At 66.2% G+C, this 14,725-nt stretch carries 16 protein-coding genes; 7 read left to right on the top strand and 9 right to left on the bottom strand.

The features are described from left to right. Nucleotides 1-145: 145 nt before the first annotated feature. The 3 genes from F5544_RS19575 to F5544_RS19565 are packed head-to-tail and all read right to left on the bottom strand — an operon-like array spanning nucleotide 146 to nucleotide 2,829. Complete coding sequence (locus tag F5544_RS19575; RefSeq protein WP_167474516.1) at nucleotides 146-1,615, bottom strand: FAD-dependent monooxygenase; 1,470 nt, start codon at nucleotides 1,613-1,615, stop codon at nucleotides 146-148. A gap of 1 nt (nucleotide 1,616) precedes the next feature. Next, nucleotides 1,617-2,189: a TetR/AcrR family transcriptional regulator gene (locus tag F5544_RS19570; RefSeq protein ID WP_167479339.1), complete on the bottom strand. Its 573-nt coding sequence runs from the start codon at nucleotides 2,187-2,189 to the stop codon at nucleotides 1,617-1,619. 28 nt (nucleotides 2,190-2,217) lie between these two features. Next, nucleotides 2,218-2,829: a TetR/AcrR family transcriptional regulator gene (locus tag F5544_RS19565; RefSeq protein WP_238847340.1), complete on the bottom strand. Its 612-nt coding sequence runs from the start codon at nucleotides 2,827-2,829 to the stop codon at nucleotides 2,218-2,220. Nucleotides 2,830-2,895: 66 nt separating this feature from the next. On the opposite strand from F5544_RS19565, the gene F5544_RS19560 reads away from it, so the two are divergent. Continuing rightward, nucleotides 2,896-3,300 carry a DUF6463 family protein gene (locus tag F5544_RS19560; protein WP_167474515.1) on the top strand — a complete coding sequence of 135 codons (405 nt, stop codon included), beginning with the start codon at nucleotides 2,896-2,898 and terminating at the stop codon, nucleotides 3,298-3,300. 68 nt (nucleotides 3,301-3,368) lie between these two features. Continuing rightward, nucleotides 3,369-3,923, top strand: a complete 555-nt coding sequence (locus F5544_RS19555) for a nitroreductase family deazaflavin-dependent oxidoreductase (RefSeq protein WP_238847339.1) — start codon at nucleotides 3,369-3,371, stop codon at nucleotides 3,921-3,923. On the opposite strand, the gene F5544_RS19550 is transcribed toward F5544_RS19555, so the two are convergent. Together F5544_RS19550 and F5544_RS19545 are read right to left on the bottom strand one after the other, a co-directional pair. Further along, on the bottom strand, nucleotides 3,920-5,053 hold the full coding sequence (locus tag F5544_RS19550; RefSeq protein WP_167474514.1) for a S1 family peptidase: 1,134 nt from the start codon (nucleotides 5,051-5,053) through the stop codon (nucleotides 3,920-3,922). The genes F5544_RS19555 and F5544_RS19550 overlap by 4 nt on opposite strands. A gap of 216 nt (nucleotides 5,054-5,269) precedes the next feature. Further along, nucleotides 5,270-5,881, bottom strand: a complete 612-nt coding sequence (locus F5544_RS19545; RefSeq protein WP_167474513.1) for a TetR/AcrR family transcriptional regulator — start codon at nucleotides 5,879-5,881, stop codon at nucleotides 5,270-5,272. Between the two features lie 180 nt (nucleotides 5,882-6,061). Between F5544_RS19545 and F5544_RS19540 the strand changes: the two genes are divergently transcribed. The 3 genes from F5544_RS19540 (at nucleotide 6,062) to F5544_RS19530 (ending at nucleotide 9,291) form a co-directional block, all read left to right on the top strand. Beyond that, entirely contained in the window at nucleotides 6,062-8,140 is a 2,079-nt protein-coding gene (locus tag F5544_RS19540) for a CocE/NonD family hydrolase (protein ID WP_167474512.1), read from the top strand. A gap of 123 nt (nucleotides 8,141-8,263) precedes the next feature. Then, entirely contained in the window at nucleotides 8,264-8,440 is a 177-nt protein-coding gene (locus tag F5544_RS19535) for a hypothetical protein (protein WP_167474511.1), read from the top strand. Beyond that, on the top strand, nucleotides 8,437-9,291 hold the full coding sequence (locus tag F5544_RS19530; RefSeq protein WP_167474510.1) for a metallophosphoesterase family protein: 855 nt from the start codon (nucleotides 8,437-8,439) through the stop codon (nucleotides 9,289-9,291). The genes F5544_RS19535 and F5544_RS19530 overlap by 4 nt, the downstream gene beginning before the upstream one ends. Here F5544_RS19530 and F5544_RS19525 read toward each other — a convergent pair. After that, entirely contained in the window at nucleotides 9,228-10,187 is a 960-nt protein-coding gene (locus F5544_RS19525) for a LysR family transcriptional regulator (protein WP_167474509.1), read from the bottom strand. The genes F5544_RS19530 and F5544_RS19525 overlap by 64 nt on opposite strands. A 192-nt stretch (nucleotides 10,188-10,379) precedes the next feature. On the opposite strand from F5544_RS19525, the gene F5544_RS19520 reads away from it, so the two are divergent. Next, a complete protein-coding gene (locus tag F5544_RS19520; RefSeq protein ID WP_167474508.1) occupies nucleotides 10,380-10,910 on the top strand; it encodes an Lrp/AsnC family transcriptional regulator in 531 nt (176 codons plus the stop codon). Here F5544_RS19520 and ald read toward each other — a convergent pair. Next, the gene (ald, locus tag F5544_RS19515) at nucleotides 10,907-12,013 is read right to left on the bottom strand and encodes an alanine dehydrogenase (protein WP_167474507.1); all 1,107 of its coding nucleotides are present in this window, start codon (nucleotides 12,011-12,013) and stop codon (nucleotides 10,907-10,909) included. The genes F5544_RS19520 and ald overlap by 4 nt on opposite strands. Before the next feature lie 251 nt (nucleotides 12,014-12,264). Further along, a complete protein-coding gene (locus F5544_RS19510; protein WP_167474506.1) occupies nucleotides 12,265-12,663 on the bottom strand; it encodes a nuclear transport factor 2 family protein in 399 nt (132 codons plus the stop codon). Nucleotides 12,664-12,772: 109 nt separating this feature from the next. Between F5544_RS19510 and sigJ the strand changes: the two genes are divergently transcribed. Beyond that, nucleotides 12,773-13,612, top strand: a complete 840-nt coding sequence (sigJ, locus tag F5544_RS19505) for an RNA polymerase sigma factor SigJ (protein ID WP_203217606.1) — start codon at nucleotides 12,773-12,775, stop codon at nucleotides 13,610-13,612. Between the two features lie 3 nt (nucleotides 13,613-13,615). On the opposite strand, the gene bioB is transcribed toward sigJ, so the two are convergent. Further along, nucleotides 13,616-14,680: a biotin synthase BioB gene (gene bioB / locus F5544_RS19500; RefSeq protein WP_167474504.1), complete on the bottom strand. Its 1,065-nt coding sequence runs from the start codon at nucleotides 14,678-14,680 to the stop codon at nucleotides 13,616-13,618. Between the last annotated feature and the right edge of the window lie 45 nt (nucleotides 14,681-14,725).

Raw genomic sequence — 14,725 nt, 5'->3', positions numbered from 1 at the left:
TGCCGAGGTCGAGGTCTGGCTGTCGGGACACTGGGATTGTGTCGAAAAGGAAGGCGGCGATACTCAGGACGCGTGTGGCATGCGGTGGTGGCTGTTGCGGGAACGGGAACGCCGTGGGCTCACGTTCCCGATACCTACGTGCGAGTCACCACCCGGGGCGCCGCCCCCCGATATTCGCGGCGTCGAACGACGCCGGGCGCGGTTCCGAAGGTAGGACCGTCGCCGCCAGATATTTCCTGATCGCCGCGGCGGATTCGCTGATCGCCCCGATATATCCGTCCGGACGGACCAGTACGTATGTGCCGGAGGCGACGTCGTAACCCTCGGCCGCCACCGTGGGAACGCCGAAATCCTCGACGGCGGCGCCGACTGCGAGCACCGTCGCGTGCGGGCCCCGGAAAAGATCGAAAAGCCGCTTCCCCGAAGACAATACGCCGTCCGGCGCGCGATCGCCCGCCCGCAGCGGTCCGGGCGCCTCGCGATCGTCGAGCGCCAGTGGACCGTTCCGGTAGGTGATGTCGAGCTGATCGATCGACGGTGCGGAATCGCCGCCGTGGAAGTCCTGATGATGCAGCAGCGTGCTCAACCCGAGCACCTGCGCCGCCACCGGCATCCGTTCGGCCGCATAGGTTTCCAGCAGCGCCGGATCAGCGCCGTCAATGACGGCGGCGAGCTTCCAGCCGAGGTTGTACGCGTCCTGCACGCCGGTATTCAGACCCTGGCCGCCCGCCGAGGAATGCACGTGCGCGGCGTCGCCGGCCAGGAACACTCTTCCGACCCGGAAGCGGTCGACCATCCGGACATTCACCTTGTACAGCGAGATCCAGCGCAGGTCGTGCAGGTGAATGTCGGTGCGCCCGGAGCGATCCCGGCACAATTGGCGGACCGCGTCGAGGGTGAGTTCGGGCGTGCGCTCGGCGGGCACCGTCGCGACGAACTGGTAGTAGTCGCTGTCCGGCAGGTTCCACAGCGAAAACCGTTCGCCGACATCGCCTCCGCCCGTCAGCAGATGACAGCGCCTGCCGTCCAGGCCGTCGGCGCGCACATCGCCGATCAGGGTGCGTTCGATGTCGAAGGTGTCACCCTCGAAGCCGACGCCGAGCGCCTTGCGGAGGGTGCTGCGTCCGCCATCGGCCGCGACCACATAGTCGGCGCGCAGACTCCCATCGCCGGTGTGCAGTGTTACGCCGTCGGAATCCTGTGTGAGACCGCTGATTTCGGTATTCCACTCGACTCCCCCGCCGAGCTCGGCGAGCCGGTCGCGCAGGATTCGCTCGGTCCGCCACTGCGGGATGAGCCACGGACCGGGATACGGAATCGACGGTGACGCCGATCGTGCCGGCGCACCGAGCAATTCGTCGACGGTCCGCTCCCAGACCACCGTATGCCCCTGGTACAAGCGGAATTTCGGGAAGGGTTCGCCGCCGTCGAGTATCCGGTCGACGATGCCGAGATCGTCGAACACCTCCATGGTCCGCGCCTGCAAACCCTTTGCGCGCGAACCGATGAACGGTTCGGCAGCCCTGTCCACGATTCGGTGGGGCACACCCCGTCTGGCCAGGTCGCAGGCCAGGGTGAGCCCGGTCGGCCCGGCGCCGACGATCAGCACGGTCATCTCATTGTCCTTCGTAATGGAGTAGGGCGAGCAGCACATCGTCGACGAGGCGGGTGGTGAACGCCGCGCCGAAGCCGGCGCCGATCTGCAACTGGCGCAGGATCATTGCCTCGGCCACGTCGTGTACCAGCTCGAAATCGGTGTCCGCGGGCAGCTCGCCCCTGGCGACCGCGCGCCGCAGCGCCTCGTGGAACGGCGACAGCTCCTCGTTCTCGATATGTTCGCGCAGCGCGGCGGCCAGTTCCGCGTCGTGCCGCATGGCGGCGGCGAGTCCGCCGACCATCGTGAGATAGCGCTCGGAACTCTTGGCGCCCAACGCCTCGACCACCGCGACCAGGTCACCGCGCAGGGTGCCGGTGTCCGGGATGGCGGCGTTGTGGTCGGCGTCGTACGCGTCCATGGCCGCCTTGACCAGCTCCGCCTTATTGCGCCACCGCCGATAGATGGTCGCCTTGCTGGCCTTGGCCCGCTCGGCCACCGCATCCATGGTGAGCGCGGCATAACCGCGCTCGGCGAGCAGATCGAGCGCGGCCGCCAGAATCGCGTCTACCCGTTGCTGTCCTCGAACCACGATCGAAGTGTACGAAACTGTTTCGTACTGTTCAACTCTTTTCGGTCGCCGGATCCTCGTGTACGCGGTCGAAAATGATGCCGCTCGCGCGGGCCTTGATCTGATCCCGGGTGCGGCCGGGATGGTCGGCGGCCAGGAAATGACTGCCGATGGCCATGCAGAAGGCGAGCAGGCTGCGGGCCTCGATCTCATCGGGGTCGGAGCAGAAGGAGCCGATCGCCTCGCGGGACAGCTGCATGCGCCGATTGTCGACGCGGCGCAGGCGTTCGGCGACGGCCGGATCGCGGCGGGCCCAGTCGCGAACCGCCAGATCGATCGGCAGCAGCCGATCGCTCTCGAAGGTGAGCCGCCCGGCCAGCCGCATCTTGTCCAGCGCGTCACCGCCCGCTTGCTCGACCTGCTCGAGCACATCGTCGATGCTCTCCCGCTCCCAGGTGTCGAGCATCTCGGTCAGCAGCGCGTCACGGTTTGCAAAGTAGCCGTAGAACCCGCCCCTGGTGACGCCGAGCGTCTTGGCCAGTACGTCGACGCGCACCGCATCCACACCGCCCTCCGCCAACGCCCGCAGCCCGGCCTCCACCCACACCTCACGCGGTGTGCGCAATGCGCCCATCGTGTCGCCCACCTCACTCTCCCAAGCCATTGTACAGCTCTGTATAACTGGTTTAACCTTGCGTTATACAGAACCGTATAACCATATGGAGTTCACATGATCAAGACCGCAGGGTGGCTCTTGGTGGCGCTCGGCGCCGCACACACCATCGGAGCCCTGACGATCGACCACGCCGCGCGCTACGCGGGCACCTGGTTCAGCGGTGGGCTGTGGCGGGAGGCGCAGGACGGATTTCTGCCGATGAGTCAGGCAGGCAGCGCCTTCTGGTTCTCCCTGGAAAGCTTCGGCCCACCCATGATCGTGATCGGACTGATCGTCTTGTGGCTGGATCGGCGCGGAATCACGCCACCACCATTCATCGCATGGATATTGGGGATCTCGACCGCACTCGACGCCGTCATCCTCTTCCCGACACCGTGGGCACTCGGCCTCATCGCGCAAATCCTGCTGCTGATCGCGGCCCGACGCGCCGCCCGCACACCCCGACCCAGCGCAACGTAGCGGTATTGCCGCGTCGAGCGCCCCTGTGCTCTGATGTAGTGGATTGCGTTTGCGCACAAGGGGACACCATGGACGAACCAGTGATCGGCCACATTCCCGACTCGCTCCGATACCACGACGGCAATTACTTTCCCGAGCGAATCCGCCGTCGTGCTGGGCAGCCGACGCGGCGTGACGTTCGGCGGATCACCCGGCCGCTGCACGCTCTGCACACCGTCTGGTTCGCCATTCGCCTACCGCACGGCATGGGCATTCTCACCACCACGGGGCGGAGAAGCGGTAAGCCCCGCCGAACATTCGTCAAGGCGATCCAGCGGGGCGACAAGGCCTACATGGTGTCGATCGGCGGCGAGAATGCCTTGTGGCTGAAGAATATTCGCGCCGACCCTAAGGTAATCCTCCGGGTCCGCGGCGGCACCTTCGCCGGAGTCGCGCGCGATCCGCGCGATGGTGCCGAACGCACCGCCGCCTACGCCGCTCTCTGCGAGACGGTCCATCCAATCGACTACGCGGAGAACGCCTTCAACCGTCGCGGCATTCCGACTCGCACCAAAATCCTGGAGCTGCACCGCGCTTGGTTCGTGGGTGGCACGCCGCTCGTGGTGGACCTGCGCCGAAACTAGCCGGTGCGCAGGGTGAGGCCCGGATTCGCGTCGAGGATTGAGCGGATCGGCTGGAAGAAGACCTTGCCGCCGACCACCGCCAGGTCGAGGCCCAGCGCTTTGGTTCCGCTGAATAGTGGTGTGCCCGCGTCGCCGGGGAGTGAGCCCGGATCGATATCCGCCACGGCTATGTGCTCGAATATTCGCCCGAATGTGTTGAAGTTCTTTTCGTCGAACTTCTTCCCATCGATTTCATCTATATCCACCACCGTCACCGTCCCGCAGGCAAAGCCCATGGGCGAGTTGACTTTACAGACCGGCGCGCCCGCTACGGGGTCTGTCACACCATCGATGGCGACGGACGCCCCTTTGTCCAGTCCGACGAGATTGTTCTGGAAGCGGCCCTTGACCGAATCATCGATCCGCACGATCCCGTAGTCGAGACGCACATCGAGCGGCGGGGTCCGCAGAATTCCGACCCGCGAACCGAGCGGGGAGGCGAGGAATCGCGGCAGGGCGTTCGGCATTATCCGGACCACATTCGCATCCGAATCGGGCGGCTGCGGCACCGGAATGGCAAGGCCGCTCGGCGGATTCGGCTGGGTCCGGTCGCAATGGGCGCTGGTGATATTGACGGTATTGCCGTCACCGTCGGTGGCGTTGAATCCCGTTCGGCAGAAACGGGAAATCCCGCCGCGCACGGTGTACAACCAGGTCCCGCCGACGACGTCGAGACCGGCGGCCGCCGGGTTGGACAACTCGTTGCCGACAATCGCTCCGGGGGTACCCGATTCCGCATCGACAAGGGTCGTCGGCGCCTGATCAGCGTTTTCGACGGTGAAGCCGACGTATTCGGCGGCCGCTCGTATCGCACCGGCGATCGGGACATCGGCCAGGACGACGACCGGGCGTCCGGTGCGATCGAGACGAACATTACGGATGACCGACGGGTATACGCGGCGCACGGATTTCTCGAAGGCCGCCAGTCGCCGCGCCGTATCCGCGCGATGCACGAATTGCGCCGGGGTGAGCCCGAGATCCCTGGACAAGGCCCGCGCCAACGCGATCGGAAAATCCGCACCCGGCGCCGCGGCGACCGCCGGAACCGGATCCGCGCCCAGCGCGATCAGCAGCGCACAACCCGATAGCAAGGCAAATCCACGTATCGTCGAGACCATTTCCGGCATAGCCCTTTCGCGGTCACATACGGCAAAAGCAGGCTCGATACCAAAGATCGATGACAGATATCGTGGGCAAAATAGCAATAGCCGACCCGCCGGACAACGATCCGCACCATCCATCGCGCGTCGCGTCCGGGTACGGGTTCTATTGGAGCCCCCGGGAATTCACCGGCCCCGGCCAGGGTGTCAGGGACCGCTCACGGATTGCAGATAGCCGTGCAGCACGGCGGTGAACACCCGCAGCGACGGACCGTCGTGTTCGGGTTCCGGATATGCGGCATCGGCGATGGCATCGCCATCGAAACGCTGCAGGACGATCGCACCCAGGTACGGGACGACCTCCGCCGGGATGGAACGCAGGACCGGAATCCGTTCGGCGGCCGCAGCGATGGCCACGCCGTACTCTGTCCGCACCGGAGCGAGTTTCGCGCGCAGCACCGGGTCGGTGCGGGCCGCGATGGTGAGCTCGATCCAGACAACGTTGATCGGTTTGCGCGCGTTGTCGCGCAGTAGTTCCAGCACCGCACCGAGGTCTTCCGGATCGGCCAACCGCGCCAAACCGGTTGTGAAACTTTCGATCTGGCGGCGGCCCACTTCGACGGCCGCGGCGACGACCAGATCGAACAGCGTCTCGAAGCGGCCGAAGAGCCCACCGTGCGAGATACCTGCCCGGCGGCATATCTCCTTGACCGTCGTTCGGCCGTAACCGATTTCGACGATCGAGCGGATGGTGGCCTCGATGAGTTTCGCCTCGGTGTCGGCGCGGCGTTCCGCCTGTGTGCGCCGTGAGGTCGCCACCGCGTGTTCCCTCCTGGTCGATCGGATGCCTTCGAACACTACCGGACGCGGACCCAACAAATATTTCGAGTGGTCGAAATCTTGTCAGCTCGATGTGAGAGCGGCTACATTCCCTACTCGCCGGTAATCGACGGCACAGCAACACCACCTGATGCGGGTCATACAAGGGAGTAGGTCGGGATGAGGGCGGGATATCGAGCAAAGTGGCGGGCTCCCAAGGTTTTTGCGGCGGTGGTCGCGGCGGTGGTCGTCACGCCGTCGATGACGCCGACCGCACGGGCGGACGGCGGGTTCACCGGCATCGACGGCGGACAGTACGCGGCGGCCTGGCGGGCGGCGGTCGATGGGGCGCAACCGTATCCGGATATCAGCGCGGATCTGGCGGTGCCCATCACCATGGACGACGGAACCGTACTGAAGGCCGATATCATTCGCCCTGCGCGCGGAAACCAAGTGGCACAAGAGAAAACGCCGGTCATCCTGCAAATGCAGGGGTACGGCAAGGTCGCCATGAATCTGGCCCAGGTGCTGCTGCACATTCCGGGCATCGAAAGCGTGCTGCTGCCGTGGCTCGCCTCGCTGAACTTTCCCGGCAGCGGCCTCGATGGCATCACCGACTTTACGCGGCAACTGGATTCGGGCGCGCTCCAGGCGGCGATCCAGGACTTCGATCTGGCCAAAGCGGGCTACACCCTGGTGCAGGTGGACCTGCGTGGAACGGGAACTTCACAGGGCCAGTGGCAGGTGTTCGGCGAACGGGAGCGGCAGGACACCGCCGAGGTGATCGACTGGATCAATCGGCAACCGTGGGCCAGCGGGAAGGTGGGGACAATGGGCACCTCGTTCACCGCTATCACCGCTTTACAGGCCGCGGACCGGAATCCGCCGGGCCTCGACGCCGTATTCGCTTACGAGGGCAGCGCCGACATCATCAACGATATCGTCGGTGTCGGCGGCGGAGTCGGCCTCGGGTTCCTCGCCTTCTGGCTGGTCGCCGTGAACCTGGCCAAAATGGCTCCCGACGTGGAGTCGGTCATCGCGGGCAAATTCGATCCCGCACAGCAATTACAGTGGTTGCGTGATCGTTTGGCGGATCCGGCGACCATGCTGGATGTGGTGGCCAATGCCTACACGGCACAGTCGGTCGGCCAGCTCACGCCGCGGACGCGGGAAATCCTGGACCCCGACTCCGGATTCCGGAAGGGCCTGAAAACCAACGTCGCGAATATCAAGACGCCGACCTTCATGGTGGGCGCCTGGTTCGACATCTTCGGCACCACACCGACCGGTACGTTCAACGGCATTCCATTGCCCGAGACCCAGAAGAAACTCATCATGGGCGACGGCTACCACTCGGGCACCGGCGTCGGCGGCTTCGGTCGACCGGGCATGCCACCGCGTTTGGATGTCCTGCAGCGGGCATGGTTCGACAAGTGGCTCAAGGGAATCGACAACGGCATCGACGAGTACAGCCCGCTCACCCTCAAACAGCAGGGCGGCGGCTGGGCCACCGGCGGCACCGCCTTCCCCCGCCCCGAGGCCACGTATCGGCGCATGTATCTGAACGACACTCCGTCCGGCACCACCCAAACCTCGCTCTACGACGGCGGTCTCGCGGCGGATCCACGGCAGGGATCGGTGCGTGACCTGACCGTCGCCCCCGGGTTGGCCAGTGTGTGCAGCCGGGACACCGCCCGCATCCTCGCGGGCATCCCCGCGATAGTCGTTGCCTGCACCGAGGATTCGCGAATCTGGGAATCCAACGGCCTCACCTTCACCAGCGCGGCGGCAACCGAGCCGACCACCATCTCCGGGCCGATCGCCGTCCACCTGAACACGGTGCTCGACGCGATCGACGGATATTGGGTCGCCACCGTCAACGATGTCGCGCCGGACGGACAGTCTCGGGAGATCGCCACCGGCCAGCTGGTGACCTCACTGCGCCAGATCAACGAGGCCGCCAGCGAGAAATCCGCGAACGGCGACTACACCAAACCGGCGTACTACCTGGAACTCGAACGCCGCCAGACGGTTTCACCCGGCGAGCCGGTGACGATGGACATCGCCCTCACCCCCGTCGATGCCGTCCTGCAACCGGGCCACCGCCTCCGGGTCGACGTGTACGCGAGCAACTTCCCGAAAGGCGCACCGCCCATGCCGATCCTGGCCGACAGCCAGCTGAAGCCACAGCACCTGCGCCTCGACCCCGACGCACCCAGCTGGGTGAATATCGCCCTGAACAGCGACATTCCGAGCTGATTCCACCGGAAACAGACGGAAGGCCCAACTCGGCGAGCGGGGCCTTCCTGCTGTCTTGATTCGTGCGATCGAAATTGGCTATCGTCCCGGCGGACCGCACCGCTGTCACCTCAGACTGACCGCATGACACCCATTGCCGAATTGGTCGACAAGACCGCCGAATTCGTCCTGTACGCCACCCACGAGATCCGCGATGGCATGACGAACGCGGACGAATCGATCGTGTTCCAGGGCACGGACGCACGGTCCACCTTCGCCGCGGCCCGCGCGCAGGCCGCCGGACTCCTGCCGCAATCATGAACGGCCGCACCGTCGTTCAGCTGACGGATACCCATATCCGCCCTGCGGGCCAGTCCGTGCACGGTGTCGATACCTACGCGAATCTCACCCACGTGCTCGGGCAGCTCCTGGCGGCCGACCAGTCGATCGACGCGCTTGTGCTCTCCGGTGATCTCACCGACGACGGATCGCCAGAGGCGTATCGACGGCTGCGCGACGCCGTCACACCGGTGGCCGCCGAACTCGGCGCGACCATTCTCTATGTGATGGGAAACCATGACGAGCGTGGCGCTTTCGCGGTGGAACTGCTCGGCGCCGATCCGGCGACGGTGCGGCCGGAGCAAACGCTCGACCAGGTCATCGATGTGGGCGGGCTGCGCATCATCGCGCTCGACAGCACAACACCGGGTCGGCACGAGGGCCATCTGGAAACCGCCCAATTGGCTTGGCTTACCGATGAACTGCGCCGCCCGGCCCCGCGCGGCACGCTGCTCGTGCTGCACCATCCTCCGATCGCCTCACCGCTGGCGGCCACCGAATACCTCCGGCTGCAGCGGCCCGAACTGCTCGAAACCGCCGTCGCCGGAACGGATATCCAGATGATCATCTGCGGGCACAACCACCTGACCGCGGCTGCCGCGGTGGCCGGAATCCCGGTCTGGCTCGGGCCCGCACTGGCCTATCGAATCGATCCGATGCCGCCCGCGACCAGGCACCGCGGCCTGGCCGGATTCGGTTACAGCAGAATCGATCTGATCGGTTCTACCGTCATCGCCACCGCAATCGAGGCGACCCCGGCAACGGCGCTCTACGATCGCCCCACGGACGAGGTGCTCGCACAGTTGGCCGCGCTGGCCGGGGACGGCCGGTGATGTTCGTCGGTATCAACACAATCCAGGAACCGCGAGACCGCCGGATTGGTTTCGTCGGCGCGCCACACCGCGTACAGATCCAGCGTCGGCACCGGATCGAACAGCTTCACCGCCACCGGGGTGCCGGCATCGGCGCCCATACCCATCGAAATCGCCCGCGGCAGCGAGGCGAATCCCACCAGCGGCCGCACCGAGACCACGTGCGCGGTGGCGCCGGGATCATCGGCGATCTGCGCCACCGACAGGCTGATCGCGGTATCGGCGGCCGCGCGAAAGATGGTGTCGTACATGGCCGGACACTGTTCGCGCGCGAACAGTACGACACCCTGCCCCGCCAGCTCCGCGAACGGCATGCCCGGCCGGTCCGCCCAGCGATGTCTGCGCCCGACCACCGCGACCAGCGGAATCCGATGCAGCAGACGGCGATACCGGTATTCCGGGGTGCTCGGATGCCCGTAAACCATTGCCAGATCCAGTGATCCGTCGGACAGCGCCGCCAGCTGCGGCCCGGTTCGCTTCTCCCACAGCGACACCATGATGTCGGGGTGCCGTTCGGTCATCCTGGTCAGCACATCGGGTAGCACATGTCTGCTGGCGGGGAGGTTGTATCCGATATTCAGTGTGCCCGTCCGGCCCGCCGCGGTGGCCTTGGCCGCCTGGGCGGCCCGGTCCATCTGGGCGACGATGAGCCGGGCCTGGCCCTCGAATTCGCGTCCGGCGGGGGTGAGCTCGACCACGTGTGAGTTGCGGGCGACCAACTGCACGCCGAGGGATTTCTCCAACTTCCGCAGCTGCGCGCTGAGGCTGGGCTGGGTGAGATGCAGGCGCTGCGCCGCGCGACCGAAATGCAACTCCTCGGCGATCGTGATGAACGAGACCAGATGTCGGAACTCCATGCCCGCGGCTCCTTCCGCTATGCCGGAAGGCTAACCACGCCGGGTAACCGGCAATGAATCCGAATCGCACTTGCGTAGCCGGGCGGTGAACCCGATTCGAACGGCAGGCGACCGTCCAGAACCGCGGCGAAGGTGCGACGCACAGCAAATCCACAGCTGATCTGCTGAAGAATATTCGGTACCGTTGCCGCTGTGCGAAAGAATGAAGCATCGCCCCGCCCGACCGCCGCACGATCGACGATCAACCCGCGGACGGCCGCGCCGATCGACGATATCGACCGCGTCCTGCTCGATCACCTCGCCCGCGACGGCCGGATGACCAATAACGCGCTCGCCGAGGCGGCGGGCATCGCGCCGTCCACCTGCCTGGGCCGGGTGCGGGCACTGGTGGAGCGCGGCATCATCCGCGGCTTCCACGCCGATATCGATCCCGCCGCGGTCGGGCGCAACCTGCAGGCGATGGTGGCCGTGCGGGTGCGCGCCGACGCGCGGGGACAGCTCGCGGCCTTCGGGGATCAGATGGCCTCCTACGACGAAGTGCTCAATGTCTACTTCATCGCGGGCGCGGACGACTATCTGATCCACGTGGCCATGGCCAACTCCGACGAGCTGCGGGTGTTCGTACTCGACCATCTCAGTGCCCATCCCGCGGTCGCCTCCACCGAGACGATCCTCATCTTCGAGCACACCCGCACCCGCGCCGGAGCGGTCATCGGAGCTTAAGCCGCTAGGTGCTGTGCGGCGTATCCGTGTGCGGCGGCGACGGATTCGTTCAGCAGCATGCCGCCGTGCGTGCTCAGGCCCGCCGCCAGACCGGGATCCGCGGCGGTCGCCTCCCGCCAACCCCGCTCGGCCAGCGAAATCACGTACGGCAGTGTGGCATTGGTGAGCGCGATGGTCGAGGTGTTCGGCACCGCGCCGGGCATATTCGCCACGCAGTAGAACACCGAGTCGTGCACCTTGTAGGTGGGTTCGGCGTGCGTGGTCGGCCGGGAGTCGGCGAAGCAGCCGCCCTGGTCGATGGCGATGTCCACCAGCACCGAGCCCGGCTTCATCTGTGCGACAAGGTCGTTCGAGACGAGCTTGGGCGCCTTGGCGCCGGGCACCAGCACCGCGCCGATCACCAGATCGGCCGCGCGCACGGCGCTTTCGACCTCGTGGACGTTCGAGGTGACGGTGCGCACCCGGCCGCCGTAGAGCGCGTCGATCTCGCGCAGCCGGGCGATGTTCAGGTCGAGCACGGTCACCGAGGCGTGCATGCCGACCGCGACCGCGATGGCATTGCTACCCGCGACACCGGCGCCGATCACCACGACCTCGGCCGGGCGCACGCCGGGTACGCCGCCCATCAGCACGCCACGGCCGCCCTCGCTGCGCATCAGGTGGTAGGCGCCCGCCTGCGGAGCGAGGCGGCCCGCCACCTCGCTCATCGGCGCGAGCAGCGGCAGCGAACCGTCCTTGCCGGTGACGGTTTCGTAGGCGATGGAGGTGATGCCGGAGGTCAGCAGCGCGTCGGTGCACTCCTTGGACGCGGCCAGGTGCAGGTAGGTGAACAGCAGCTGACCGTCGCGCATACGCGAATACTCTTCGGCGATCGGCTCTTTCACCTTCAGCACCATATCGGCGGCGGCCCACACCTCGTCGGCCGTCGGCAGGATCTGCGCGCCCGCCACCTGGTATGCGGCGTCCTCGAAGGCCGAGCCGGCGCCCGCGCCCGCCTCGACGTAGACGGTGTGGCCGCGGGAGACCAGCTCACGCACGCCCGCGGGGGTTCCCGCGACGCGATACTCGTGGTTCTTGACCTCGCGGGGGATTCCGATCTTCACCTGCACTCCTGTATCCGATGGACCGTTCCGGTAGGCGCCAGCGCATGAGCTGGATCACCTTTCGTGAGCGAGTATGAATAATTAACGGAAATAGATCCAGTCAGCTGAAGATAATTCTTCTATCGGCGAGTAGTCGAATCAAATATTCGGATCTACGGTTTCGCGATGACCTCGTTCCGAAGCATCTTCGACGCGAGGGCATCGGCCGCGGAGAACCCCTTCCCGAGCGATCGAGGGTGACTGATCCGGCGTCAGAACATGCCGTGCGGATGCGGCAGCGGTTCGGGCACCGGCTGCACCACATCCCAATGTTCGACGACCGCACCGTTTTCCACGCGCAGGATGTCCACGACGGCCATATCACCGCCCGCGAGGACCAGCTGCGAGTGGATCGCGACCAATCCGCCCTCGGCGATGATGCGGTGCACCACGGTTTTGGCCGCGGCCAGTTTCCGGCCCGCGGGCGTGGCGAAGAAGTCGGCGAATGCCGCTTTGCCCGTTCGGGTTTCCGGGTCGTGCGGCACGCGCGGGTTGTGCGAGACGAAGTCCGCGCCGAGCAGTTCGAGCGCGCCATCGATATCGCCCGCGCCGAACCGGCGGAACAGTTCGATCACCAGGGCGCGATCGGTCCCGATTTCGGAGGTGGTCATATCCGTACCTTTCCGTGCATGGTTGACACGGGTGAGACGCACCCGGACCCGTTCGCGTCACACGGCCGCGTGACGCGACGGCGGGCCCATCCGTCGAATGGATATGGACGTGGATTTCGAAGACCACCGCGCCGAATTGTTCGGCGCGGCATACCGGATGCTCGGCAGCCGCACCGACGCCGACGACGTGCTGCAGGAGGCCTGGTTGCGCACGACGGAGGTCGACTGGTCGGCGGTGCGTGAACCGCGCGCGTATCTGTTCCGGTTGGTGTCGCGGCTGGCCATCGATCGGCTGCGCCGCGTCCGTGCCCGCCGTGAGAGCTATATCGGCCCTTGGCTGCCCGAACCGCTGATCGCCGGGCCGGACGCCGATGCCGAACTGGCCGAATCGGTTTCGATGGCACTGCTGGTGGTGCTGGAATCGCTCGATCCGGTCGAGCGCGCGGTTTTCGTGCTGCACGAGGCATTCGGCTTCGAGCACGCGGAGATCGCCGCGATGATCGGGCGCACCGAGCGGGCCACCCGCCAGCTCGGCTACCGTGCGCGCAAACACGTCGAGGCGCGCAGGCCGCGGCACCGGCCCGCGCTGGGCGCCCATCGCGAGGTGACCGAGCGCTTCCTCGCCGCGGCCATCGGCGGCGACTTGTCCTCGCTCACCGAAATTCTCGCACCCGGCGTCACGTTCTCGGCCGACGCGGACGGCCGCAACGAGACTCCGCGCGAACCCGTGCGCGGCCGGGCGGCGGTGGCCGAGTACCTGTGCTCGATCACCTGGGCCTGGCCGCCCGCGCTCGGCATCCGCCCGGTCACCGTCAACGGCGGCCCGGGCGCGATCATCACCTCACACGATCTGCCGTACCTGATCCTGGCGCTGGATGTGGACGGCGACAACCGGATTCACGCCGTGCACGTCCAGCTCAACCGGGACAAATTCGCGGGGCTGCGCTGAATCTCAGGCGTTGGCGGGCAGATTCGTGCCCGCGCCGCGTCTGCGGATGGCCACCAGGTCGTGTCTGGCCTCGGGCAGGCTCTGTTCGTCGGCGCCCTCGATGACGAATCCGGCGTCGGCGATCATCTGCCTGTCATCCGCGCCGGGCTGCCCCTCGCTGGTCAGATAGTCGCCGAGGAATATCGAGTTGGCCAGGTGCAGCGCCATGGGTTGCAAACCGCGCAAATGGATTTCGCGCCCGCCGGCCAGCCGCACCTCCACGTCGGGGAAGTAGAACCGCATCAGCGCGAGTATGCGCAGGCAGCGGTCGGGAGTGAGCTCCCAGCGCCCGCCCAGCGGGGTTCCCTCGAACGGGATGAGGAAGTTCACCGGCACCGAATCCGGATCGAGGGCGCGCAGGTCGGTGGCGAGATCGACTATGTCGTCATCGGTTTCGCCCATGCCGAAGATGGCGCCGGAGCACGGGGAAAGCCCGGCCGCGGTGGCCCGGCGCAGTGTATCGGTGCGGTCGGCGAAGGTGTGCGTGGAACAGATTTCGGCGTAACGGGATTCGCTGGTGTTCAGGTTGTGGCTGTAGGCGTGCGCACCCGCCGCGGCGAGCCGCTCGGCCTGGCCGTCGGCCAGCAGGCCGAGGCAGACGCACACCTCCACCAGCGGGCTGTCCTGTTTGATGGCCGCGATGGTGTGCTCGATCCTGGTGATGTCCCGGTCGCCGGGCCCGCGCCCGCTGGCCACCAGGCATACCCGCTTCACTCCCGCCTCGACGGCCTGACGGGCGACCTCGGCGGCCTTCTCCGGTGCGATCCACGAGTACTTCAGCACATCGGAGGCCGAGCCGAGGCGCTGCGAGCAGTAACCGCAATCCTCCGGGCACAGGCCGCTTTTCATATTCACGATGGTGTTCAGCTTCACCCGCTTGCCGAAATGCGCCTGCCGCACCCGGGATCCGGCGGCCACCACCTGCAGCACATCGTGCGAATCGGATAGCAGTTCCAGTGCCTCACTTCTGGACGGCGCTTCCCTGCGGAAAGCCTTGTCCACCAAAACATTCAAAAGATCACTTGCCATGCCAGGCAACATAGCAACCGACTTGAACACTGTTCAAGTATTTTC

The organism is Nocardia arthritidis, from assembly GCF_011801145.1.
Lineage (GTDB): Bacteria > Actinomycetota > Actinomycetes > Mycobacteriales > Mycobacteriaceae > Nocardia > Nocardia arthritidis_A.
Note: the sequence above shows the minus strand (reverse complement) of the source record. Positions and strands in the feature narration are given on the sequence as shown.